Genomic DNA, 24,062 nt, shown 5'->3' with positions numbered 1-24,062 from the left:
GCGGACCCGCCCGGCATGAACAGCCGAAAGCCGCCGCCGGCAGCGCCTGCAATCCAGCGGCGGCGCCCCCCCGCGGAGTGCCGCCGCCGCGCCCCGCGGGAGTGGCCGCAGGGAGATTACGGATCCGGTCCGCGCTACAGGTCAAAGCTCGCCGAGAGAATGAATTTCTGCGGGTCCACGATGCGGTACGCGTTGGGGGTGCCGTCGGGAAACGCGCCGATCGGCTGCAGCCGGCCGTTTTCGCCGAGGTTCTCGACGTTGAGCTGGAAGTTCGCCGCGACGCGGTTGTTGAAGAGCTTCGTGCGGTACGAGACAAACGCGCCCACATACAGCCGCGCCTTGTCCCAGACGGGCCGGTTCGGATCGAGGTCGGTCACCACGTCCGGGAGCTGCTGTACGCCGTAGTAGCCGATCGCCGCCTTGTCCTGCCAGTTGCCGGAGGCACCGACGCGGACGTTCTTGAGGTAGCGCTGCTCGGTAAAGGCGGCCAGGTCGACGCTGGCGGCGAACTTGACGTTGTACTCGCGGATGTTGGGCCGCGCCTTGCCCTCCTGCTGCTTGATCACCTTGTACGGCGCCGCGACGTTGTTCGCGTAGTATCCGTTCGGGAACGACGTCCGGTTGTAGCCGTGCGTCCACCACAGGTGCTGCGGGTTGTCGGCGGTCGGCTCCCAGCCCTGCGACACGCCCGTGCCGAGACTGGGGTTGAAGTTCTGGTCCACGATGGACGTCCACACCGGCATGCGGCGATCGATCCACTGCTGCACGACGCTCGAGACGTTCGAGGTCACGGCCTTCTGCTGCGTCACGGAGCCGGAGAAGCGCCAGTGCCGCGTGGGGTTGAAGTTGATTTCGATCTCGTTGCCCGAGGCCGTGAAGTCGTTGGTCGCGGCAATCGAGCCCGCGCGGAAGGCGGACATCAGCTCCTCGTACTCGTCGATCGGGATCTGCATCTGGTCGGCGATCGCCTGCCGCACCTGCGTGTCGGACCACTCGGGATGGGTGAGCCGGAACCAGTCGTTCGCGCGGTCGTAGAGCTGGAAATGGTCCGACGACACGTCCATGTCGATGCGGAGGACGCGCTGGGCGATCGTGTTGGCGTCACCATTGCGGATGTTCAGTTGCTTCGTGATGTAGTGGTTGAACCGGACGACGACCTTGCCGTCGGCCAGGTTGAGCCAGAACCCGTAGTCCTTGCCCTCGCCGGTGACGTTCGGCAGCTGCTGCCGGAACAGGTCGATGGCGGGCGCTTGCGGGTAGAAGTTGTCGGACTGGTTGTAGGTCAGCGACAGCCCGCGCGCCGCGTCGGCGAGCCAGCCGAGCGGGCCGCCATGGTTCGACGCCTCCTGGATGAAGCGGAGGTCACGGAAGGGGCGCACGACGACGCCACCCGTCTTGGTTTTGCCGACGTTGAAGCGGTAGTCCCCCGGCTCCCATGAGTTGTTATACGCCCAGTCGAACTCGGTGTTGTTGTTGAGCAGGTTCGCGCCGCCGACCGGCGTCACGTCGGTCACCTTGTTGATGCCGTTCTTCGAATACACCTTATCCTGCCGCATGCCGAAGGTCGTCACGACTTTCCCATCGAGGAAGTGACTCTGGATGACCCCGCCCGGGGTCTTGATGATCTGCTTCAGGCTGTAGTTGCCGCCCGTCTGGTCGGTGGTGGGCATCAGGGCGAGGGTGGCGGGTTCATTGTAGAACTGCGCGCTGGCGGGGTCGACGACGCCACCGGTCTGGGTCCGATAACCGCCCCAGGAGAACGGATACGTGCCGTGCTCAAAGTTGCCCGGCGCGTACGCGACATTCACGCTGTTCGTGTCGCCCACGTAGTAGCGGTAGTACTGGCGGACGACGGCCGGTCCGGCCTGCGGGCCGCCGGTCACATTGCTCTGCACGGAGCGGCCCTGGTTGGCGTTGAAACCGGTGTAGCCGGCCTGCGTCCACGTGTGATTCGAGGCGAGCGCCTCGCGGTAGCTCCACTGCCGGTTGATGCGGTACTTGTACTCGTCGTACCCGGTCAGCTGATGCAGCCCGAGCCACTTCAGCCAGTTCTTCTCCCCGCGGAGATCCAGCTTGTAGGCGGCCTGCAGGCGATAGGTATCCCACTTGGCCGGCGCATACCGGGTGGTGAACTCACCGGCGGCGATGTACGGCCGGAGGAAGAAGGGGTTGGGTGTGCCGTCGAGCCGGCGCTCGTCGATATCGACAAAGTACTGGCCGGTCTGGCCGGAAATGCCGGAGTTGCCCAGCGGCTGGCGCTGGTAGCGCATGGCGTCCTCGCGGAACACCGAGCCCTGCACGACGAGCGTCTGCCGCGGCGTATTGAGCAGCACCTGGTCGAGCGACGCGTGATACACCTTCACGCGATCCCACTGCCGGTTCGGCGCAGAGAGGTTGACCGCGCTCCAGTCGTAATAGCTATGGTCGCCGATCGTCGGCGTGGTCGTCCACAGCGGCTGGCCGGAGTACTTGCCGCCGGACGAACCGAGCGGGTTGGTCATCATGTAGCGGACCGACTGGCTGCCGCCGGCCGGGGTGATCAGGGCCGAGTTGACGCTGCTGGTGGCGCCGGGGGCGGTCCAGTATTTGATGCCGTCGGTATCGACGTAGAGCATCGCCCGGGAGTTGTTCGGGCCGCGCGAGAGCGGAATGTACGCCGGGATGCTGGAGTCGGCCGTGATCGGCACGAGCGCCCGGCCGCCCGAGACGACGCCATTGCGGTCGATGGTCTGGCCGTTGAGATGGATGACTTGGAGCACGGGATCCCAGGTGGGCTTGCCGGCGTTGACCCAGTCGGTGATCGAGTCGCGCGGCGGGGTGAAGTTGGGGCGGTTGCCTTCGGACCGCGTGTAGAGGAACGACGCCGTGATCGTCGTGTTCTGGAACGGCTGATACTTCACGAAGCCGTTGTACCGGACCGTATCCATGCCCGACGGCTTGCGGATGAAGCCATCGTGCTGGAAGACGCCGTTCACGCGGACGGCGAGAACGCCCTTCTTGAGCACGCGGTTGAAGTCGAGCGCGGTGCGGTAGCCGTCGTAGCTGTCGGCCCGCGCCTCGACCCGGGTGCGGTTGCGCGTGAGGTTGGCGGAGGCCGGCACCTGGTTGAACGTACCGGCGGCGTAGCCGAGGCCGAAGACGTTGGCGTTGGGGCCGCGGCTGATCTCCACGCCGTCGATGATCATGCGGTCCATCGTCAGCCGCGTGGTCTCGAAATTGCCGTAGGACTGGTTGGCCGCGAGGATGCCGCGCACGCGGTTGGCGTTGGACGGATCGAGCTGCACGTTGTCCTGCAACTGGCCGTTGCGATCGATCACGTAGTCCGTGTACGTCGCGGTGCCCTCGGTGCCGGCGGTGAAGTTGAAGACGTCGTTGATGTCGAGCATCGCGAAGTCATCCATCTGTTCCTTCGTGATGACGGTGAGCGACGAGGCGAGGTCCTCGACCTTGGTGTTGAAGCGCGTCCCGGACATCGAGTTCGCGGAGAAGTAGCCCCGCGTGTCGGCCACGACCTCGAAGGGCGAGAGCGAGACCACCTCCTCGGCCGCGCCGTTCTCGGCGTTCCGCAGGGTAACGGGCGGGCGGGCGGGCGCCGGCGTGGCCGGCGCGGTGGATGGAGGCAAAGGCGTGGGGGTGGGCGCAACCTGCGCAAGGGCGCCGGTCGCGAGCAAGCACGCGGTCAGCGCCGTGGTCCGGAGGACCGGATACGGGATCAATCGCTTGGAGGTCATTTGGGTTACGGTGTCAGTTTCCAGGAGCACCACCGGCACAGGGGCGTGCCGGTGACAGCATTGGGGCGGATCGGAATCGGGGTTCGGCAAGGGACTCGCCTGAGGCGGGGCAACGCGGACGCGGGGGTTCGCGTGCTGGCGACGGGGAAAGTCGGCTTGACGGCGACAGTTGCGGTCGGAGCGCGGCACCTGCCAACGGGCCGGCCGTTCGCATCGTTGAACTCCGCGCCGCGGCGGCCCGCCGGGCGCACCGGGATGAAACCCGCGCAACCCGGATTTGCTGAAAGGCTTGGCGCCGCCGCGGCCCGCACCAAGCCGCCGCCGCCACGCCCGCCCTCATCAGTTCTGATGATCCCCACGCGTCGGACCGAAATGGTACGCTGCCGCATGACCCCCTCGGCCACGATGCAAGACGTCGCCGTGCGCGTGGGCGTGCACCGTTCCACGGTGGCGCTGGCGCTGCGCGACAGCCCCCGGATCTCCGCCGCCACGCGGCGCAAGGTGCAGGAGGCGGCCCGGCTGCTGGGGTACCGCACCAATCCGCTCGTCGCCGCCTTGATGCGCAACCGGCGCACGCGCCGGACCCTGCGGCACGAGACGATCGCGTTTGTCACCTGCCATGCGACGCCGTTCGGGTGGCGCCCGCCGCACCACGACCGGCCGGACTTCTTTCCCGGCGCCGTGCAGCGCGCCCTCGAACTGGGCTACAACCTCGAGCATTTCTGGCTGGCCGAGCCGGGCATGTCCCCGCGCCGGTTCCGGGACATTCTCCTCGCGCGAAACGTCCACGGTGTACTCATCGGCCGGATGCCGCCGGGGCTGCACGAACTCGAGCTCCCGTGGGACCCGTTCTCGGTCGTCGCGCTCGGGCTCACGCTGCGCAGCCCGCGGTTTCACGCGGTGACGGAAAACCATTTCGACACCGTGGTGCAGGCGCTGGACCGCTGCGTGGCCAAAGGCTACCGGCGGATCGGCTTTGTCTTCACCGAGGCCAACGACAGTCCGCGGGTGGGCGCCCGCTGGCTCGGCGCGTATCTGCAATACCAGCACAGCGCGCCGGCCCTGGAACCGGTCGCCGTGTGCCCCGGCACGCCGAGCAGCGAAGCCGAGTTCGGCGCGTGGTTTCGCCGGGAGCGGCCGGACGCCCTGCTCGTCACGCACGCCCGCCCCGTGCTCGGCTGGCTGCGCGCGCTCCGCGTCGATGTCCCGCGCGAGGTCGGGCTGGTCGAGCTGCAGGACAACCCCGGCCACGGCGCCGCCGGCGTGTACTACGATCCGGCGAAGATCGGCGCGCTCGCGATCGAGACCCTCGTGGGCCTCCTGTACCACAACGAGACGGGCGTGCCCGCCGATCCGCACGAGGTGATTCTCACCGGCTCCTGGCGCGAGGGGAACACGCTGCCCGGGCGCCGGTGACGCCAGCGGCCGCCGGCAAGGGCGGCCACGATGCGCATGACGCGCCCGTCGCCGCACGCGCCTTTCGCATGCACCATCCCCCTCCCTTGCCGCCCGCCCCGGCGCGGCGATCCCTTACCTCATCGTGACCGCCCCCCGTCTCCTCCCTGCCTCGCTCCTGCTTCCCCTCGCCCTGGCCCTGGCGCTGCCGACCAGCGCGGCCACCGCGGCGTCCGCCGCCGCAACCGCTCCCGGCCCGGGTCCGAGCCTGCCCTTCCGCAATCCCGACCTGCCGCTCGAGCAACGTGTCGACGACCTCGTCGGCCGCCTCACCCGCGATGAAAAGATCTCCCAGCTCGGCATGGGTAGCGCGCCCATTCCGCGACTTGGGGTCCCGGCCTACCACTGGTGGAACGAGGGGTTGCACGGGCTCGCGCGCAACGGCGTCGCGACGGTCTTCCCGCAGGCTATCGGACTCGCCGCGACCTGGAACCCGACCCTCCACAAGCGCATCGCCGAGGTCGTCGCGACCGAGGCCCGCGCCAAGTACCATGCCGCGCTGCGGCGCAAGGGCGGCACCGAGATCTACCAGGGCATCACGATCTGGTCGCCGAACATTAACATCTTTCGCGATCCGCGCTGGGGCCGCGGTCAGGAGACGTACGGCGAGGATCCGCTGCTCAGCGGCCTGCTCGGCGTCGCGTTCGTGCGCGGCCTGCAGGGCAACGACCCGCGCTACCTGCACACCGTCGCCACGCTGAAGCATTTCGCCGTCCACAGCGGACCCGAACTCTCCCGCCATCAGTTCAACGCCACCGTCTCCGCCCGCGACCTGCGCGAGACCTACCTGCCCGCCTTCGAGCTCGGCGTGCGCGAGGGCGGCGCGACGTCCGTAATGAGCGCCTACAACGCGATCAACGGCACGCCCGCCCCGGCCAACGCGTTCCTCCTGCAATCGGTGCTCGCCCGCGAATGGGGTTTCACCGGCGCCATCGTCGGCGACGTTGGCAACGTGTCCGATCTCCACAACGAACGCGGCCACCACTTCGCCCCCGACGCCCCCGACGCCATCGCGGCCGCGCTCAAGGCCGGCAACGACCTCTGCAGCGACGGCACCTATCACGCCCTCCCCGCGGCACTCGAGCGCGGGCTGGTGCAGGAGGCGGACCTCGACCGCGCCCTGCGGCACCTCTTCACCCTGCGCTTCCGGCTCGGGATGTTCGACTCCGCTGACCGCGTGCCTTGGGCGAAGACGCCCGAGTCCGCCGTCGACGCACCGGAGCATGACCAACTCGCCCTCGAAGCCGCGCGCCAGAGCCTCGTGCTACTGAAGAATGACGGCGCGCTGCCGCTCGATCCCGCGAAGGTGAAGCGCGTGGCCATCCTCGGTCCGACCGGGGACGACCACCTGTGCATGCTCGGCAACTACGCCGGCACGCCGGCCCGCCCCACCACGCTCGTCCAGGCGCTCCAGCGCCAACTCGGCGCCCGCGGCATTGCGGTGACCTACGACCCGGCCGTGCCCCTCGTCGCGGGGTTCCGCGAGGGCGGCCGGCCCTTCAGCGACGGCGTGATCTTCGGCGACGCCTCGCGTGCGAGTGTCGGTCTGAAGCGCGAGCTTTTCACGCCGGCGGATTTCTCCGGCGCGCCGACCGATGTGCGGCACGACGCGCAGATCGACTTCTACTGGAATCCCGCGCAGCCCGTGCCTGGGCTTCCCCTCGAAAACGTCGCGCTCCGCTGGACCGGCGTGCTCGTCCCGCGTGTCAGCGGCGAGCATGAGCTCGCGATCACCTATATCGGCGCGGCGCAGCTGTTCGTCGACGACCAGCCCGTCGCCGGCAACCCGACGCACGGCAACTCCGTCCACAATGCCGCGGTCGAGCGCGTCAGCACCGCAAAACTGATGCTCGAACAGCGACGCGCCTATCGCATCCGGCTCGAATACACGCAACGTCCCGGGTCGGCCGTTGGCCGCATCCAGTTCGGCTGGCGCCCGCCGGGCGGGCTCGACGCCGCCCTCGCGCAGGCGCGCACCGCCGATCACATTCTCCTGACGCTCGGCATCACCCCGGCCCTCGAGGGCGAGGCGATGAGCGTGAAAGTGGACGGCTTCGTTGGCGGCGACCGGACCAGCATGCTGCTCCCGCAATCGCAGCGCGACCTCCTCGACCGCGTCGCCGCGCTCGGCAAACCGTTCACCGTCGTCCTGTGCAACGGCAGCGCGCTCAGTTTCGACGTGGTAAAGCCGAACGCTGTCGTCGAGGCCTGGTACTACGGCCAGCGCGGCGGCGACGCGCTGGCAGAACTCCTCCTCGGCGATCTCAACCCAGCCGGCCGGCTCCCGGTCACCTTCTACCGCGCCGACGCCGACCTCCCGCCTTTTGAAAACTACGCGATGGCCGGCCGCACGTATCGCTATTTCACGGGCACGCCGCTCTTCGCTTTCGGCCACGGGCTCAGCTACACCACGTTCGCCTACGGTCAGCTGGCGCTCCCCTCGCCCAAGGCGCGGGCGGACGAAACGGTTCGCATCACCGTGCCGGTGCGCAACACCGGACGCCGGGATGGCGAGGAAGTCGTGCAACTGTACGTCACGTCGCGGCCGCGGATGGAAGGCGCGCCGCTGCGTCACTTGGTGGCGTTCCAGCGCGTGCCGGTGAAAGCCGGCGGCGCCGCCGAGGTCGTGCTCGACCTGCCCTGCTCACGGCTCCGCCGCTGGGACGAAGCGGGCGGCCGCTACGTCGTCGATCCCGGTATCTACGAGTTCTTCGCCGGTCCCGCCTCCGATCGGCCGCTTACGACGGCCCGGCTGACGATCGCGCCGTAGCGAGCCGCGGGAGCACGGCGAATCCACGCCTCACGAGTATCCGGACATTATTCCCGAGTATCTGGACATTATTCGGGAGTATCTGGACATTATCCCGCTACTCGTTGCGGATGGGGCAGTAATAATTGCAGCCCTCGTCCCCTCGGCGTCCTGGGCTTCTGCCCGGAATCGGGGCGGGGCATGGATTAGAAGTTTCTAATCCAGGAGCACGCATTTCCTAAGGTTCGGTGGGCTAGGGTTTCGGCCTCCCACCGAACCCATGAACTCAAAACCGCTCCTCTGGGACCTGCCCACACGGGTCTGCCACTGGGCCTTCGCGTTGTCGCTGACCGGCAGCTTCGCGGTCGCGCTCGGCGTCGACGACGACAGTCCCCTCTTCCGCCTGCACATGCTTCTCGGCCTGGCCGCCGTCTTTGTCCTCGGCGTCCGCATCGTCCTGGGGCTCGTCGGCTCCAAGTCCGCCCGCTTCGCCTCTTTCCCGCTCCAGCCGCGCGTCGTGATCGAGTATTTCCGCGCCATCATCACCCGCGCCGCCGAACGCCGGGATTTCGCAGGCAACAATCCCGGATCGGCGCTCGCGGCGGTCGCCATGTTTGTCCTCGTGCCCGTCGTCGTCGCCTCCGGCCTCTGGGGCGGTGAGGCGTTCGAGGAGGTGCACGAGGTTGCCGCGTACCTGCTGCTCGGCGTGATCGGCGCGCACCTCCTGGGGCTCGCGGTCCATTGGGTCACGCGCCGCGATCCCATCGCGCTTGCCATGATCACCGGCCGCAAATCCGGCCCGGCCTCGCCCGCGCTGGCCTCGTCGCATCGTGTCTGGGGCGCGGTCGTGTTGATCGCCATCGGCACCTGGACCGGCGCGTTGTTCCGCGGCTACGACGCGAACGCGGGCACCGTGCGCGTCCCGCTCATGGGCGCCACGCTGCGGCTCGGCGAGAACGAGGGCGCGGAAAACCACTCGGGACGCGAACGTGAATCGCGGCGCCGGCACGACCACGACGATGACTGAGCCGCCCCGCAGTCGCACGTCGCCCCTTTTGATCCAATCCATGAAGCCCTCCGGCCAACCGCCCCGCGAGTGTGACGACACACTGCACGAAACGCTCAAGACGCAGCCCGGCGTCGTCGGCCTGACGATCCAGGCCGAACCGCGCCGCATCCAGGTCGATTACCTGCCGCACGCGGCGAGCGAGGCCGAGGTCGGCCGCCTGATCGAACGCGTCGCGCCGATGGCCGACGACCAGTTCGTCAAGTGCACCCTGCGCCTGGAAGGCCGCGCCTGCGAGGGCTGCGCCATCCGGCTCGAACGCAAGGCCGAGAAGATCGAGGGCGTGCGCCGGGCAGCCGCGACCTTCATCGGCGGCGTGATGACGATCAACTACAACGAAGCCGTCCTTTCGGAGAGCGAACTGGAGGACCGCGTCCGCGCCACCGGCGCGCCGGTGTCCAAGTACGAGCCGCCGACCGACGCCGCGCCGGCGTCCGGCTGGCGCAGTTGGCTCCAGGGCGACCGCCTGGAGATCACCTGCACCGTCGCCACGTTCGTCCTGATGATCACCGGCTGGGTCCTGGGACGCGCCGGGCTCACGGCCGCCAGCTGGACCACGTACGTGCTCGCGTACCTCGCCGGCGGCTTCTTCGGCGTGCAGGCGGGCTGGCAGTCGCTGAAGGAGCGTACGATCGACGTCGACCTGCTGATGGTCCTCGCCGCGCTCGGCGCCGCCTTCGTGGGCGCGCCGTTCGAGGGCGCGATGCTCCTCTTCCTCTTCTCGCTCTCCAACGTCCTCCAGGCCTACGCCATCGATCGCACGCGCCGCGCCATCAACTCGCTGATGAAACTCCGCCCCACGCAGTCGCTCTGCCGGCGCGGCAACGAGACGAAGCTGCTGCCCGTGGAGGAGCTCGTGGTCGGCGACATCCTCATCGTCCGGCCCGGCGAGAGCATCGCGCTGGACAGCACCGTGGTCGAAGGCACGAGCACGATCGACGAATCGATGCTCACCGGCGAATCGCTGCCGGTCTCGAAATCGGCCGGGATGCCGGTCTTCGCGGGCACGATCAACCAGACGGGCGGGCTCGAGATCAAGGTCACCAAGCTCGCGAAGGACTCCACCATCGCGAAGCTCATCAAGATGGTCGAGGAGGCCCAGAGCGAGAAGGCCCAGACCCAGCGGTTCCTCGATCGCGCCGAGCAGTACTACGCCATCGGCGTCCTGGCCTTCACGTTCGCGCTGATCGTGGTCCCGTACTTCTTCCTCGGACACGCGTTCCACGCCACGTTCTACCGGGCGATGACCGTCATGGTGGTCGCCTCCCCGTGCGCGCTCATCATCAGCACCCCGGCCTCGATCCTCTCCGCGATTGGCGGCGCCGCGCGCCGCGGCGTCTTGTTCAAGGGCGGCGCCCACCTCGAGCGGATGGCCGGCATCTCAGTCGTCGCCTTCGACAAGACGGGCACGCTCACCCGGGGCAAACCGCGCGTGACGCACATCGTCACCGGCAACACGCGCTGCGAGTTTTCCTCCTGCACGAATCCCGAAGCGATCGACCTCCTGCAGCTGGCCGCGGCCGTCGAGGCGAAGTCCGAACACCCGCTCGCGCGCGCCATCGTCGCCGCGGCCGAGGAACGCCGCATCCCCGCGCTCGACGCCTCCGGCTTCCAGTCGGTCTCGGGCAAGGGCGCGTCGGCCGTGGTACGCGGCCGCCGCATCGCCATCGGCAGCCCGGGATTCTTCGAGGAGCGCCAGAGCCAGGGACTCGAGGCGGCGCTCGCCCACGCCGGCGAACTGCAGGACCAGGGGAAGACCTGCGTGGTCGTCGGGGAGCTCGACGCCCAGGGCGGTTCCGCCCAGGTGCTCGGCGTGCTCGCTGTCGCCGACGTGCTGCGGCCCGACGCCCCCGCGGTGATCAAGCGCCTCAAGCAGCTCGGCGTGAAACGCGTCGTGATGCTGACGGGCGATCACAAGCGCGTCGCCCACGCGATCGCCCGCGAGGCCGGCGTGGACGAGGTCCACGCCCAGCTCCTGCCCGAGGAGAAGGTGCGCGTAGTCCGGGAGCTCCAGAACATCGGCCCCGTCGCCATGGTGGGCGACGGCATCAATGATGCCCCGGCGCTCGCGGCCGCCCAGATCGGCATCGCGATGGGCGCGGCCGGCACCGACGTGGCGATGGAAACCGCCGACGTCGTGCTGATGAGCGACAACCTGCACAACATCGCGCTCGCGCTCGATGTCAGCCGCCGCGCCCGGCGCGTCGTCATCCAGAATCTGACCTTCGCGTTCGGCGTCATCCTCGTGATGGTCACCGCGACCCTCGCGGCGCATGTGCCCATGCCGCTCGGCGTCGTCGCCCACGAGGGCAGCACCGTCCTGGTGTGCCTCAACGGTCTGCGCCTGCTCCTGGTCCGCGACGTGGCCGCCCACGCCTGACCCGGTGGAGACTGGCCATGGCGGCGCCGTTCGCCTTTGCTCCCCGCGATGCGTGTTTTGGTTGCCGAGGATGACGCAAAAGTAGCCGAGCATATCCGCCGCGGAATCGCGGAGGCCGGCTACGCCGTCGACGTCGCGCACGACGGCGCCGAGGCGGTGTGGCTGGCCGAAAACCATCAGTACGACGCGATGGTCCTCGACGTGATGATGCCGGTGCAGGACGGCCTCACCACGATCCGCCAGATCCGGCGCCAGGGCATCCTCACGCCGGCCATCTTCCTTACCGCGCGCCACGAGCTGCAGGACCGTGTCCGCGGGCTCGATGCCGGGGCGGACGACTACCTCGCGAAGCCCTTCTCGATGGTCGAACTGCTCGCCCGCCTCCGCGCGCTCCTGCGCCGCCAGCGCACCGAGCCGGTTGATCGGCTGCGCGTCGCCGACCTGGAGCTGGACCTGCTGGCCCGGACGGCCCAGCGCGGCGGGCAGACGATCGCGCTCACCAACCGGGAATTTGCGCTCCTCGAGCTGCTCATGATGGCCTCTCCGCGCCCGGTCAGCAAAACTGCGATCGTGGAGCACGTGTGGGACCAGCACTTCGATTCCGGCACGAACGTGGTCAACGTGTACGTGAACTACCTGCGCGCCAAAGTGGACCGGCCCGGCCTGACGCCGTTGATCCAGACCGTGCGCGGCGTGGGGTACGCCTTGAAGGATCCCGCGTCATGAAGTCGCTGCGCTGGCGGATCGCAGCCTGGTTCGCGCTCTCGATCGTCGTCGTGGTGGCGGTCTTCACCTTCGTCACCTACGCGCACCTGCGCCACGAACTGCGCTACGAACGTTGGGAACGGACGCATCCCGACCACCCCGACTGGACGCTGCACGGGAGCTACTCCGAGTCGGAGGTGGAGGACATCGCCGGCGAGCTCTGGCGCCTGGCGCTGATCTACGCGGCCCCGGTCGCGCTCGCGGCGCTCGGCATTGGCTATCTCCTCGCGCGCCGCTCGCTGGCACCGATCACGCAGTTGAACCGCCAGCTCGCCGACATCCAGGCGCACAATCTCAAGCGGCGGGTGAAGCTCGCGGGCGCCGACCGGGAGTTCATCGGCATCGAGACCAACATCAACAGCCTGCTCGCGCGGCTCGAGGCATCGTTCGCCCAGCTCACCGAGTACTCCGCCAACGTCGCCCATGAGCTGCGCACCCCCCTGACGCTGCTCCGGCTGAAGGTCGAGGACGCCAGCAGCGAGATCCGCCCGGAGACGGCCGAGGCGTTGCAGGAGGAACTCGCGCGACTCGCGGACTACGTCGACCAGTGCCTGCTGCTCGCCACCGCCGAGCAGGGGCGGCTGGTGCTCAAGACCGAAGAGGTGCAGGTGCGGCCGCTGCTCGAGGAAATGCTCGAGGTGTACCAGCTCTGGGCCGCGGAGGGGGGCCGCTCGGTGACGCTCGAGGTCGTCGACGACTTCGCCGTGGTGGCCGACCGACGCTACCTGAAACAGGTGCTCCACAATCTCCTGACGAACGCCGTGAAGCACGGCAGCGGGCCAATCAGCATCAGGCTTGCGCGCTCCTCGACCGGCGCCTCCTGCCGCATTGAAAACGCGATCAACCGCGCCGCACCCGCCACCGGCCGCCACGGCCTGGGCCTGCGCATCGTGCGCGCGCTGGTCCACGTGCTGGGCTGCGGGATCGAGACGCGCCCGGACGGCGAGACGTTCACCTCGGAACTGAAATGGGAAGGTGTGGCCGCCCCGCCCGCGTCCGCCGACTCCGCTCCGGCAAAGCGCTGACGCACGCGTTCTCTGCGCCGCGCGATGACGGCTTCCGCGCGCCAACTGGCCCGCCCGTTTGTGTTTGCGGCGTTTCTGGGCGAAAGCTCCCGCCCTCTCTTCCGTTCCGCCATGCCACCCGCCCTCACGCGCCTGAATCCACCCACCCTCCCCGACGCCAGCGCGGCGGGCTATTCGCAGATCTCGATCGTGGAGCCGGGACGGCTTGCGTTCATCTCCGGCCAGGTCGCGTGGCGCCGTGATGGCGGTGCCGTGCCTGACACGCTGCCGGGCCAGGCCGAGATCGTCGTCGTAAACGCCCGCGCCGCGCTCGCGGCGATCGGAGCCACGCCCAAGGACCTCGCGATGGTCCGCGTCTATCTCGTGAACCTGACGCCCGAGCGCGTGGAGCAACTGTGGCCGCACCTGCACACGCTCTTTGACGGCGCCCTGCCGAGCCTCACCGGCGTCGGCGTTACCGCCCTCGCCTCCCCCGAGCTCCAGTTGGAGGTCGAGATGGTGGTCCGGTTGCCGGCGTGAGCCAGAGCGGCCCGTGAACTCCAGGTGGTCGTCAGAAGCCGCTTGATGAAATCTTAACGGCTTCGGGGTCGCCCTTAATTAGGGCGTCGACGGGACTCGCGATACGATGGACCCGCATGAGCGCGTCCGACTGCACGTACCTCGCCGCCTTTGTCGCCATCCTCCTCGTTGCCACCCCGGTGCTGGGCCGGTGGACCGCTGCGGTCTTGCGGGGCGACCCTCCGGCATGGCTCCGGTGGCTCACTCCGGTCGAACGGGTCCTCTATCGCACCGCCGGTGTAGACGCGGGGGCCGAGATGACCTGGCCGCGGTACGCACTCGCCCTCCTGAGCTTCAACCTACTGGGCGGCGTGATCGTGCTCGTGCTGCAGCTCCTGCAGGGCCATCTGCCGCTCAATCCGCAGCATTTCGGAGCCGTGCCGTTCGGTGTCGCGGTGAACACCGCGGTGTCATTCCTCACGAACACGAACTGGCAGGCCTACTCCGGCGAGGCGTCGCTTGGATACCTCACACAAATGGCCGGGCTCGGGGTGCAGAACTTTCTCAGTGCGGCGACGGGGCTCGCGGTGATGGCGGCGCTTGCCCGCAGCTTCAGCCGCCGGCCGGTCGGCGGCATCGGCAACTTCTGGGCCGATCTCGTCCGCTCGACGCTTTACCTTCTACTGCCGCTCTCGTTCATGCTGGCAGTCGTCCTCGTTTCCCAGGGCGTGGTGCAGTCCTTCGCCCCCTACCCCATCGCCACCACACTGGCCGGAACGGAACAGGTCATCCCACTCGGTCCGGCGGCATCACAGATCGCGATCAAGCAACTGGGGACCAACGGCGGCGGGTTCTTTGGCCTCAACTCGGCGCATCCCTTCGAAAACCCCACGCCCCTGAGCAATTTCATCGAGATGCTCGCGCTGCTGCTCCTGCCCGCCGCGTGCGTCCATGCGTATGGCGTGCTCACCGGCGCGCGCCGCCATGCGGCCGTGCTCTTTGCCGTGATGCTCCTCTTCTTCGTCGGCGCCGTTGGCCTGTCGCTCTGGAGTGAGTACAACGCGCCGGGCGCCGCGAGGTGTGCGCTGGAAGGCAAGGAACTGCGCTTCGGCGTCACGCCGTCGATCCTGTGGGCGAACGCCACCACGGCCGCGTCCAACGGCTCCGTCAACGCCATGCACGCCTCGCTCTCGCCCCTTGCGGGCGGGCTCGCGCTCGCCAACATGCTGCTCGGCGAGATCATCTTCGGCGGCGTCGGCTCGGGGCTCTACGGCATGGTGATGATCGCGATCCTGGGCGTCTTTCTCGCCGGACTGATGGTCGGCCGAACGCCGGAATACCTGGGCAAGAAGATCGAGGCCTTCGAAGTGCGGATGGCGGTACTCGCCACTCTTCTCCCCTGCGGGGTCGTTCTGCTCGGTTGCGCCGTCTCGTTCGCCACCGAGGCGGGCCGCGCGGCGGCGGGAGCGGCGGGCCCTCACGCCCTGACGGAGATCCTCTACGCCTGGGGTTCGATGGCCAACAACAACGGTTCCGCCTTCGGGAGCCTGACCGCCACCGGCACGCTCTTCACCTGGGGCGGATCCCTGGCGATGCTGCTCGGCCGTTTCGGCGTTATCCTTCCCATCCTCGCCCTCGCCGGCCACCTCGCCGGAAAGCGAAGCGTGCCACCCACCAGCGGCACCTTTCCGACCGACGGCGCCACGTTCGCCGTCCTGCTGACCGGCACCATCCTGATCGAGGTCGCGCTCATCTACTTCCCCGCCTTGGTCCTGGGGCCAGTGCTCGAACACCTCCTGCTGCTTGCCGGGCGAATGTTCTAGCGGGCCCAACGACCGCGACTCGTTTCCCTCCCATGAAAACCGCTGCAGGCTTCACCTGCGATTCCACTCTCCTTCGTCGCGCCGCCTGCGACGCGTTTCGGAAACTCGATCCGCGCGATCTCCAACGCAACCCGGTCATACTCGCGACCGCCCTGGGCGCCGCACTCGTCACCGGCGTCGCGGCCTGGGACCTCTTTGCCGGCACGCTCACTGGATTCACGATCCAAATCACGGTCTGGCTCTGGTTCACCGTCCTGTTCGCCACCTTTGCCGAAGCGCTCGCGGAGGGTCGCGGCAAGGCCCAGGCCGACGCACTGAAGCGCGCCCGCGCCCAGGTGTTCGCCCGCCGGTTGCACGAGGGTCGCGAAGAACGGATCGCCGCCGCCGACCTGCGCCTTGGCGATCTCGTCGTCTGCGAAGCACACGACGTGATCCCGGCGGATGGGGAGGTCGTGGAGGGCATCGCGAGTGTCGACGAATCCGCGATCACCGGCGAATCCGCGCCGGTCGTGCGCGAGAGCGGCGGCGACCGCAGCGCCGTCACGGGCGGCACCCGCGTGCTCAGCGATCGCCTGCTCGTCCGCGTCACCGCGGCGCCCGGCGGCGGTTTTCTCGACCGGATGATCGGGCTCATCGAAGGCGCGTCGCGCCAGCGCACCCCCAACGAGATCGCGTTGGGCATCCTGCTGGTCGCGCTCACGGCGGTCTTCCTGGGCGTCGTCGTCTCGCTGCCGTTCTTCGCCCGCTACAGCGAGCGGCTGGCAGGCCAGGCCGGCGCAATCGACACCTCCATCCCCGTCCTCGTCGCGCTCTTCGTCTGCCTCATCCCGACAACGATCGGCGGCCTGTTGAGCGCGATCGGCATCAGCGGCATCGACCGGCTGACCCGGCGTAACGTCATCGCCACCTCCGGCCGCGCCGTTGAAGCCGCGGGCGACATCGATGTGCTGCTCCTCGACAAGACCGGCACGATCACGCTCGGCAACCGCCAGGCGGCCGCCTTCATCGCCGCCCCCGGCGTGGCCGTCGAACGACTCGCCGCCGCCGCACAGCTGGCCTCGCTAGCCGACGAGACACCCGAGGGCCGGAGCATCGTCGTCCTCGCCAAACAGCAGTTCGGACTGCGGGAACGCGAGGTCAGCACGCCGCATGCGCGCTTCGTGCCGTTCGCCGCCCAAACCCGCATGAGCGGCGTTGACCTGCACGGACACTCGATTCGGAAGGGTGCCGCCGACAGCGTGCACTCCTGGGTGGCGGCCCGAGGCGGTGTGTGGCCGGTCGGGGTCAGCCGCACCGTCGAACAAATCGCCGCCAACGGCGGCACGCCCCTGGTTGTTGCCGAGGACACCGATGTGCTCGGCGTCATCCACCTGAAAGATGTCGTCAAGGGTGGCATCAAGGAGCGGTTCGCCGAGCTCCGCCGCATGGGCATCCGCACCGTCATGATCACGGGCGACAACCCGCTCACCGCGGCGGCCATCGCCGCCGAGGCGGGCGTCGACGACTTCCTCGCGTCGGCGACACCGGAAATGAAGCTCGCCCGCATCCGGCAGGAACAGGCGGGCGGCCGGCTCGTCGCCATGACCGGCGATGGCACCAACGACGCCCCCGCCCTCGCGCAGGCCGACGTTGGCGTGGCCATGAACACCGGCACGCAGGCCGCCCGAGAGGCCGGCAACATGGTCGATCTGGATTCGAATCCGACGAAGCTCATCGAAATCGTGACCATCGGGAAACAGCTCCTCACCACCCGGGGCGCGCTCACCACGTTCTCGGTCGCAAACGACGTCGCCAAGTACTTCGCGATCCTCCCCGCAATGGTCGTGACGCTCTATGCGGCCTCCGACGGCGCGCCCGGTCCGTTGGCCGCGCTCAACCTCATGGCCCTCCACTCCCCGCAAAGCGCCATTCTCAGCGCCGTCATCTTCAACGCCCTCATTCTCGTGGCTCTCGTGCCGCTCGCCCTGCGCGGCGTCGCGTACCGTCCGCTCCCGGCGGCAAGCCTCCTGCGCCGAAATCTCATCCGTTACGGCTTGGGCGGAATCCTGGCGCCCTTCCTTGGGATCAAGCTCATCGACCTGATCCTCGTAGCCACCCGACTCGCATGATTCCCGCTCACGTCCGCCGCCCCCTGACCTCTCCCGAGCAACGGCGCATCGCCCTGGTGCTGGGCGTGCTTCTGCTCCTCGCCGTCACGCTCTTCGCCGTCGATTTCACGCGTCATGCCTCCGGGCCCCCGCGGCACTCGTCGCCGGCCGCCGCTCCTCGTTGAGGACGCTCTCTTCGCGCCATGAAAACCACCCTGTCCGCAGCCCGACTGCTCGTCGCGCTCACCCTTCTCACCGGATTTCTCTACCCGCTCGCCGTCTGGGCGGTCGGCCACACTTGCTTCGCGTCGGCCGCCGAAGGCTCCCTCGTGTACCGCCAGGGTCGCCTCGTGGGCTCGACGCTGCTCGCGCAACCCACCACCAGCCCGCGCTATTTTCAGCCGCGTCCGTCCGCCGGCGACTTTGCCACCGGGCCGTCCGGCGCCAGCAATCTGGCCTGGACGAGCGCGAAACTGCAGCGCGCGACCGAGGATCGCCTGGCCCGCTTTGGCGCCGGCGTCCCGCCCGACCTCCTGACGACCAGCGGCAGTGGACTAGACCCGCATATCTCGCCGGCCGCCGCTCGCTACCAGGCCGGCCAGGTCGCCACCGTGCGGCAGCTGCCCCCCGCCCAAACGGCCAGACTGCTAGCGCTGATTGCGCGCCAGACAGAAGGCGGCAGAATGAGCCCGGCCCGAATCAACGTCCTCCGTCTCAACCTCGCCCTCGACGCCGAGTTTTCCAACCCGTGACTTCCGCCGCCCGCCCTTCCGCCGATGCGCTGCTCGCCTCCTTGCAGGCCAGGGAGACCCGGGCGAAGCGTGGACGCCTGAAGGTCTTCCTCGGGATGTGTCCGGGGGTGGGAAAGACCCACGCCATGCTGCGGGATGCGCAGCAGCAGCGGGCCGCCGGGACGGAGGTTCTCGTCGGCCTGGTCGAGACCCATGACCGGGCGGAGACCGCGGCGCTCCTGGCCGGTCTCGAAGTCCTGCCGCGGCGCGTGATCGAGTATCGCGGCACGCACCTCGCGGAGCTGGACCTGGAAGCGGTGCGCACGCGCGAGCCAAAACTCGTCGTCGTGGACGAGCTGGCGCACACCAACGCGCCCGGTGCCCGCCACGCGAAGCGGTGGCAGGATGTGGTTGAGTTGCTCGACGCCGGCATCGACGTGCTGACCACGCTCAACATCCAGCACGTGGAGTCGCGCGCCGACGCGGTGGCCGAAATCACCGGCGCAATCCAGCGTGAAACGGTCCCTGACTCGATCCTCGACCGCGCCGACGAACTTGAGCTGGTCGACCTCACGCCAGAGGGCCTGCTCGAACGGCTGCGCGAAGGAAAAGTCTACCTCGGCGAGCGTGCGACCGCCGCCGCCCAGGGCTTTTTCCAAGAGTCCCACCTGGCCGCCCTGCGCGAGCTGGCGTTGCGCTACACCGCGGAGCGCGTCGACCGCCAGCTGCGGGAACTCCGGGCCGGCCGGTGGCGGCAGACGGTCTGGCGCAGCGGCGAACGCCTGCTCGTAGCCGTGGGCGCGAGCCCTTTCTCCACGCAACTCGTCCGGTGGACACGGCGTCTGGCCGCTGCGCAGGGCGCCGCGTGGGTGGCGGTCCACGTTGAGACCAACACCTGGCTTGATCCGGCGGAGCAGAGGCTGCTGGACCGGAATCTCGCCCTGGCCCGCGAGCTCGGGGCGGAGATGGTCGTGACGCAGGACCAGGACATACCGTCCGCACTGGTCCGCACCGCGATCCAGCACAACGCCACGCAGATCGTGATCGGAAAACCGCGCACGCGGCGGTGGAGGGACTTTTGGCGCGGCACCCTGGTCGATCGTCTGCTGCGTCTCGGTGGCAACATCGACATCTACGTCGTGCCGGCCGAGAAACGCGCCCCGGCGGCCCGGTTCACGAGCTTCGACCGCGAAGTACGCAGCAGCGCGGGCGAATACCTGCTCGTGGCCGCCGTCCTCGCCGCCATCACCCTCGGCGGCGCACTCCTGCCGGGCGACTACTATCTCGCCACCGGTTTGGTGTACCTGCTCGCGACCCTCCTGCTGAGCATCCGAGCGGGACGCGGCCCCGTGTTTGCCGCCGGCGTGCTCAGCGCCCTGGCCTGGAACTTCCTCTTCATTCCTCCCCGGTTCACCTTCCGTATTGGCAAGGTCGAGGACGGTCTGCTCTTTGGCACCTACTTCGTCGTCGCGCTTGTGGCCGGTCAACTCACGGCCCGGATTCGGGCCCAAGCCGCGGCCGAGCGCCGCCGGGAAGGTCGGGCGGTGGCGCTGTTTCAACTCACGCGCGCGCTGGCGGCCGCCCGCACCCTCGATGAGGCGGTCTTTGCCGCCTTGCGACAGGCGGATGAACTCTTCGGCGCCCGGACCGCGCTCCTGCTCGGCCCGTCGCCACAGATGCTCCAGCCCCATTTCGCGGGTTCGTTCGCCCTCGACGAGCGGGAACGCGGGGTTGCCGAATGGGTGCTACAGCACCGCCGATCCGCCGGGCGATTCACCGACACGCTGCCCTCCGTCACCGGCTTCTATCTGCCGCTCGTGCGCGAAGACCACGCCCTGGGCGTGTTCGGCATCGTCGTCCCCCGCGAAGCCGACCTGTCCCTCGCGCAACGAGACCTCCTCGAGGCCTTCGCCCGCCAACTGGCCCTCAGCGTCGAACAGGACCAGCTCCGCGAGGCCGGCGAACGGGAGCAACTGCTGGCGGAGTCGGAAAAGCTCCACCGCGTGCTGCTCGACAGCGTCTCACACGAGTTGCGTACGCCGCTCGCCGTCATCACCGGATCGCTCGAAAATCTGGCCGATGCTCCCGCCGAGCTCCGCCGCGCGCTCGTCAGCGAGGCCCGGGGGGCCGCCCAGCGGCTCAATCGCGTGGTCCGAAACCTCCTCGATCAAACCCGGCTCGAGAGCGGCGCCCTGCGGCCGCGATTCGATTGGTGCGATGCGCGGGACATCATCAATGCCGCGCTCGACAGCGTCCATGACGAGCTGACCGGACATCCCGTCGACGTCGAGGTATCCGCCGAACTGCCGCCGGTGCGCGCCGACTTCGCCCTGATGGAGCAGTCGCTGGGCAACCTCCTGCTCAACTCGGCCCGCCACACGCCCGACGGCACCCCAGTGCACATCACGGCGGGCCTGGCAGAGGGAGGCCAGCGCGTCTTCTTCAAGGTCGCGGACCGCGGTCCCGGCCTGCCGCCGGCGTTGCGGCCCCACCTCTTTCACAAGTTTCCCCGCCGCGACTCCGCCCGCGCCGGGGGCCTCGGGCTGGGATTGTCGCTGGTGCGCGGTTTCGTGGTGGCCCAAGGCGGCGAGGTGTCCGCCGGAGACAACCCGGGCGGCGGTGCCGTGTTCACCATTTACCTGCCGCATCGCGAGCCGCAGAGTCGCGGGTCCGAATGAACCACGCGAACATCCTCGTCATCGACGATGAACGGCAGATTCGCCGCCTCCTTCGCGTCACCCTGGAATCGGCCGGCTATACGGTGCGGGAGGCCGAGACCGCGCAACTGGGGCTGGTGGAAGCCGCCCAGCAACCTCCTGACGCCATCATCGTCGACCTCGGCTTGCCCGATATCGATGGCACCAAAGCCATCCAACGCCTGCGCGAGTGGACCAACGTCCCCATCCTGGTGCTCTCCGTCCGGGAGGCGGAAGACGACAAGGTCACGGCTTTCGATGTCGGCGCCGATGACTACCTCACGAAACCGTTCAGCGCCCGCGAGCTCCTCGCCCGTTTGCGGGCAATCATGCGCCGGACAACACCGGCCCAGGAGCCGGCCATCGTCAGCTTCGGCGACGTGGAGGTCGACCTGGCGAGCCGCGTCGTCCGCAAAGCGGGGGCCGAAGTCCGTCTGACCGTGAAGGAATATGCGCTGCTGCGCCTCCTCGTGCAGTACCGGGGCAAGGTCGTCACCCACCGGCAACTGCTCCGGGAGCTTTGGGGTCCGAACGCCGAGGAAAGCACCCATTATCTCCGGGTGCACATGAACCATCTCCGGCAAAAGCTCGAGCCCGAGCCCGCTCGGCCCCGTCACCTCCGCACCGACGCCGGCATCGGCTATCGGCTGGTGGTCGACTGATGCTGGTTCGGCGCCGCGTTGTCACGACGGCCCGTGGGCGCCCGAGAGGCGAGGCGGACTCCAGCCACAAAGTGCCACCGCAAAGCGCACGAAACATTTGTTTGTCCCAATCGCCCTGAGGTTCTCATCCTCGCGGCGATGGGATCCTGTCCGCACCTCCAACCTTCCCCCAATAACGCACCGCCAATGGGCGACGGCACGCTGCATCCGCGCAGGGAGACGACCGGAGCTCGGTCGCTTTCGCCTTCACCCCTGGCGTTCCGCGCATGAGCGGCCAATTGCCCGCGTCGCGCCGCTTGCGGACGTTCTCCCTTGTGGCCGGGCTGATGGTTTGTGCGGCGGTCATCTGCGCCTGCCTGTGGGATTACTACCCGCCCCTTCCGGCCCACCAGCGTCTCACAATCGAGTTTCAGACCTTGTGCCCCGGCACGAGCGAACCGCTCATCGTCACCGGCGTGCCCTCGGGAGCGGATTTCCTGTTCGTCAGACATATCGACGACCGGCATGTGGCCTTTGGTTTCGACCACTGGGGAGCAGGCGGACCAACTTCGGAACCATTGCGGATCGAGCCCGGCAAACGGCACCAGCTCGAGATCGTCCTGCCCGCGCTGGCAGCCGTCGCCGGCAACCCCTACACGGCGCAGTCCAACGCACGCGTCAGCTTCGATGGGACGCCTGTGGTCGAAACCGCCATTGCCCCCCATCCGCGCCGGCGCTCCCAGCTTTGGTTCAGCGAGAACCCGGTGGGGGGATCCTCCTGCGGTCCGGTTTCGCATGCGATCCTGCGCGATGCGCAGGGTAACACGCTGGTGGGGAATGTGCGCGACGTGCTGACCCGCGTGGACCGGCTCACCGGCTGGCTCCGGTTCGGGGTGCACCAGTTGATTGCGGCCGTACTGCTGGGCCTTGCCACGACCCTCCTGATCCGGCGCGCGGCCCGGGCATGGGAGATGGCGGACGTTTCCCGCCTCCGCCGAGCGGCGGCGTCACACCGCTGGTTCCTCCTCACTGCGGTCCCCTGTCTCGCGGCATTCTGGTGGGTTGTGACGTGCGGGTCCGGCAAGGTCCTGTACGAGGACGCGTTCACGCTTTTCTACGATTACCAGGCGCTAAGCCTGCTCGATGGTCGCCTGGACGTGCCGGCCGTTTCCCTCAGTGGCGAAGCCTTCAAGGTCGACGGCAAGGTTTACGGCTACTTCGGCGTCACTCCGGCATTGCTGCGGTTGCCTGCGGCCATCTTCGGTTTTCCGCCCGGGTTGCTGACGCGGGCGGCGCTGCTCACGGCCTATGCCGGGTCGCTGGTGGGCGCCTATCTGCTGCTCGTGCACGCCACTCGAAGGCGCGGGGCCCAGGCCGGCCCCATGCTCACCGTGCTCTTCACCCTGTCGGTCGGCCTCGGCAGCACGATGTTTTTCCTGAGCAGCCGGGCGTACGTCTATCACGAGGCGATCGCCTGGGGCGTGATGTTTGCCGTCTTTGCGAGCTGGTTCTCTTTACGGCAGCTGGCGGAGCCGGAGCGCCGCCACTGGATCGGTGCACTCGTTTGCGGCGTGCTGGCCGTGCATGCGCGGCCCCCGCCCGGGCTGTTTGCCCTTTCCCTGCTGGGCATGGTGGCGCTCGTGCTGCTGATCCGGCATCGGCGGCAACCGCGCGCCACCGCACGTTTTCTGCTGGTCGGCGCGGCAGCCGTTGCGGGCGTGCTCAGCTTCAACGCGGTGAGCTATCTGAAGTTCGGCTCTTTCGACGGCTGCCCGCTGTATCGGCACATCCAATATCACGCGGAGCGGCTCGCCCGCATCGATGGCAAGGCGTTTCACGCGGTGAACATCCCGTTCACGTTCTCGACCTACTTTCTGCACCCGAGCGTGGAGTTCGACCCGCGGTTCCCGTGGATCGCCTACGGCGTGAGACAGGCGGAGCTGGGCCGGGACGCCGCCAAGATGGACAGCACCGAGCCGACGACCGCGATCACGGCGACCATGACGGGACTCGTGGTTTTCGGCGTCTTCGGGCTGACGCTGGTCGGGCGCCGCCAACCTGAGAGATGGGCGGTCCTGTGCGTATGGCTCGCCGCGATCCCGTTCACCGTCGCGTTGTGTGCAGCCGTCGCGACCTCCCAACGCTACACCGGAGACTTCTGCGCGTTCCTCTACACCGCGGGCGCTCTAGGTGCGGCGGCAGTGACGACCTATGCACGCCCCTGGCGGGCATTGGCCCTGGTTTGCCTGACTGTCGCGACACTCTGGTCCGTCGGGGTCATGTCCGCCATGACCCTGCGGTACCAGGGAGAAATGGTCTGGGGCGTGCCCCCGGAGGGCCTGGAACGCTTTCAGCACCTGCGCACGCGGGTCGACGGGTGGTTCACGCCCGGCGCCCGCCCCTGACGTCGAGCGC

At 68.5% G+C, this 24,062-nt stretch carries 15 protein-coding genes; 14 read left to right on the top strand and 1 reads right to left on the bottom strand.

Annotated features, from left to right (window positions below; genetic code table 11):
• Positions 1-134: 134 nt before the first annotated feature.
• Positions 135-3,731, bottom strand: a complete 3,597-nt coding sequence (locus tag DB354_RS22350; protein WP_158277521.1) for a TonB-dependent receptor — start codon at positions 3,729-3,731, stop codon at positions 135-137.
• A 405-nt stretch (positions 3,732-4,136) separates the two neighbouring features.
• On the opposite strand from DB354_RS22350, the gene DB354_RS13165 reads away from it, so the two are divergent.
• The 14 genes from DB354_RS13165 to DB354_RS13105 all read left to right on the top strand — a co-directional run bounded on the left by DB354_RS13165 (position 4,137) and on the right by DB354_RS13105 (position 24,052).
• A complete protein-coding gene (locus DB354_RS13165) occupies positions 4,137-5,147 on the top strand; it encodes a LacI family DNA-binding transcriptional regulator (RefSeq protein ID WP_233256637.1) in 1,011 nt (336 codons plus the stop codon).
• Between the two features lie 124 nt (positions 5,148-5,271).
• Complete coding sequence (locus DB354_RS13160; RefSeq protein WP_107836104.1) at positions 5,272-7,956, top strand: glycoside hydrolase family 3 C-terminal domain-containing protein; 2,685 nt, start codon at positions 5,272-5,274, stop codon at positions 7,954-7,956.
• A 259-nt stretch (positions 7,957-8,215) separates the two neighbouring features.
• Positions 8,216-8,962: a cytochrome b/b6 domain-containing protein gene (locus tag DB354_RS13155; protein WP_107836103.1), complete on the top strand. Its 747-nt coding sequence runs from the start codon at positions 8,216-8,218 to the stop codon at positions 8,960-8,962.
• A gap of 40 nt (positions 8,963-9,002) precedes the next feature.
• Positions 9,003-11,381: a heavy metal translocating P-type ATPase gene (locus tag DB354_RS13150; protein ID WP_158277520.1), complete on the top strand. Its 2,379-nt coding sequence runs from the start codon at positions 9,003-9,005 to the stop codon at positions 11,379-11,381.
• 48 nt (positions 11,382-11,429) lie between these two features.
• A complete protein-coding gene (locus DB354_RS13145) occupies positions 11,430-12,107 on the top strand; it encodes a response regulator transcription factor (protein WP_107836101.1) in 678 nt (225 codons plus the stop codon).
• Positions 12,104-13,171: an ATP-binding protein gene (locus DB354_RS13140; protein WP_107836100.1), complete on the top strand. Its 1,068-nt coding sequence runs from the start codon at positions 12,104-12,106 to the stop codon at positions 13,169-13,171. Before DB354_RS13145 ends, DB354_RS13140 begins: the two co-directional genes overlap by 4 nt.
• A gap of 111 nt (positions 13,172-13,282) precedes the next feature.
• The gene (locus DB354_RS13135) at positions 13,283-13,690 is read left to right on the top strand and encodes a RidA family protein (protein ID WP_107836555.1); all 408 of its coding nucleotides are present in this window, start codon (positions 13,283-13,285) and stop codon (positions 13,688-13,690) included.
• 116 nt (positions 13,691-13,806) lie between these two features.
• Positions 13,807-15,492 carry a potassium-transporting ATPase subunit KdpA gene (kdpA, locus tag DB354_RS13130; protein ID WP_107836099.1) on the top strand — a complete coding sequence of 562 codons (1,686 nt, stop codon included), beginning with the start codon at positions 13,807-13,809 and terminating at the stop codon, positions 15,490-15,492.
• Between the two features lie 32 nt (positions 15,493-15,524).
• Positions 15,525-17,600, top strand: coding sequence for a potassium-transporting ATPase subunit KdpB (kdpB, locus tag DB354_RS13125; RefSeq protein WP_107836098.1), 2,076 nt, complete (start codon positions 15,525-15,527; stop codon positions 17,598-17,600).
• Positions 17,597-17,764, top strand: coding sequence for a hypothetical protein (locus tag DB354_RS22345; RefSeq protein ID WP_158277519.1), 168 nt, complete (start codon positions 17,597-17,599; stop codon positions 17,762-17,764). The genes kdpB and DB354_RS22345 overlap by 4 nt, the downstream gene beginning before the upstream one ends.
• 18 nt (positions 17,765-17,782) lie before the next feature.
• Positions 17,783-18,331 carry a potassium-transporting ATPase subunit C gene (locus tag DB354_RS13120; RefSeq protein ID WP_107836097.1) on the top strand — a complete coding sequence of 183 codons (549 nt, stop codon included), beginning with the start codon at positions 17,783-17,785 and terminating at the stop codon, positions 18,329-18,331.
• On the top strand, positions 18,328-20,988 hold the full coding sequence (locus DB354_RS13115) for a sensor histidine kinase KdpD (RefSeq protein ID WP_107836096.1): 2,661 nt from the start codon (positions 18,328-18,330) through the stop codon (positions 20,986-20,988). The genes DB354_RS13120 and DB354_RS13115 overlap by 4 nt, the downstream gene beginning before the upstream one ends.
• Positions 20,985-21,668 carry a response regulator gene (locus DB354_RS13110; protein WP_107836095.1) on the top strand — a complete coding sequence of 228 codons (684 nt, stop codon included), beginning with the start codon at positions 20,985-20,987 and terminating at the stop codon, positions 21,666-21,668. The genes DB354_RS13115 and DB354_RS13110 overlap by 4 nt, the downstream gene beginning before the upstream one ends.
• A 266-nt stretch (positions 21,669-21,934) precedes the next feature.
• Positions 21,935-24,052, top strand: a complete 2,118-nt coding sequence (locus DB354_RS13105) for a hypothetical protein (RefSeq protein WP_107836094.1) — start codon at positions 21,935-21,937, stop codon at positions 24,050-24,052.
• Positions 24,053-24,062 lie beyond the last annotated feature (10 nt).

It is taken from the genome of Opitutus sp. ER46, from assembly GCF_003054705.1.
In the GTDB taxonomy this organism is placed as follows: Bacteria; Verrucomicrobiota; Verrucomicrobiia; order Opitutales; family Opitutaceae; genus ER46.
This window is presented reverse-complemented; position numbering and strand designations above follow the sequence as displayed.

Excerpts from the sequence above, each read along its gene's own strand:
- DB354_RS13165 (WP_233256637.1), top strand. The coding sequence starts at position 4,137 with ATGCAAGACGTCGCCGTGCGCGTGGGCGTGCACCGTTCCACGGTGGCG.
- DB354_RS13145 (WP_107836101.1), top strand. The coding sequence starts at position 11,430 with ATGCGTGTTTTGGTTGCCGAGGATGACGCAAAAGTAGCCGAGCATATC.
- DB354_RS13135 (WP_107836555.1), top strand. The coding sequence starts at position 13,283 with ATGCCACCCGCCCTCACGCGCCTGAATCCACCCACCCTCCCCGACGCC.
- DB354_RS13110 (WP_107836095.1), top strand. The coding sequence starts at position 20,985 with ATGAACCACGCGAACATCCTCGTCATCGACGATGAACGGCAGATTCGC.
- DB354_RS13150 (WP_158277520.1), top strand. The coding sequence starts at position 9,003 with ATGAAGCCCTCCGGCCAACCGCCCCGCGAGTGTGACGACACACTGCAC.
- DB354_RS22350 (WP_158277521.1), bottom strand. The coding sequence starts at position 3,731 with ATGACCTCCAAGCGATTGATCCCGTATCCGGTCCTCCGGACCACGGCG.
- DB354_RS13140 (WP_107836100.1), top strand. The coding sequence starts at position 12,104 with ATGAAGTCGCTGCGCTGGCGGATCGCAGCCTGGTTCGCGCTCTCGATC.
- DB354_RS13120 (WP_107836097.1), top strand. The coding sequence starts at position 17,783 with ATGAAAACCACCCTGTCCGCAGCCCGACTGCTCGTCGCGCTCACCCTT.
- DB354_RS22345 (WP_158277519.1), top strand. The coding sequence starts at position 17,597 with ATGATTCCCGCTCACGTCCGCCGCCCCCTGACCTCTCCCGAGCAACGG.
- kdpB (WP_107836098.1), top strand. The coding sequence starts at position 15,525 with ATGAAAACCGCTGCAGGCTTCACCTGCGATTCCACTCTCCTTCGTCGC.
- kdpA (WP_107836099.1), top strand. The coding sequence starts at position 13,807 with ATGAGCGCGTCCGACTGCACGTACCTCGCCGCCTTTGTCGCCATCCTC.
- DB354_RS13105 (WP_107836094.1), top strand. The coding sequence starts at position 21,935 with ATGAGCGGCCAATTGCCCGCGTCGCGCCGCTTGCGGACGTTCTCCCTT.
- DB354_RS13155 (WP_107836103.1), top strand. The coding sequence starts at position 8,216 with ATGAACTCAAAACCGCTCCTCTGGGACCTGCCCACACGGGTCTGCCAC.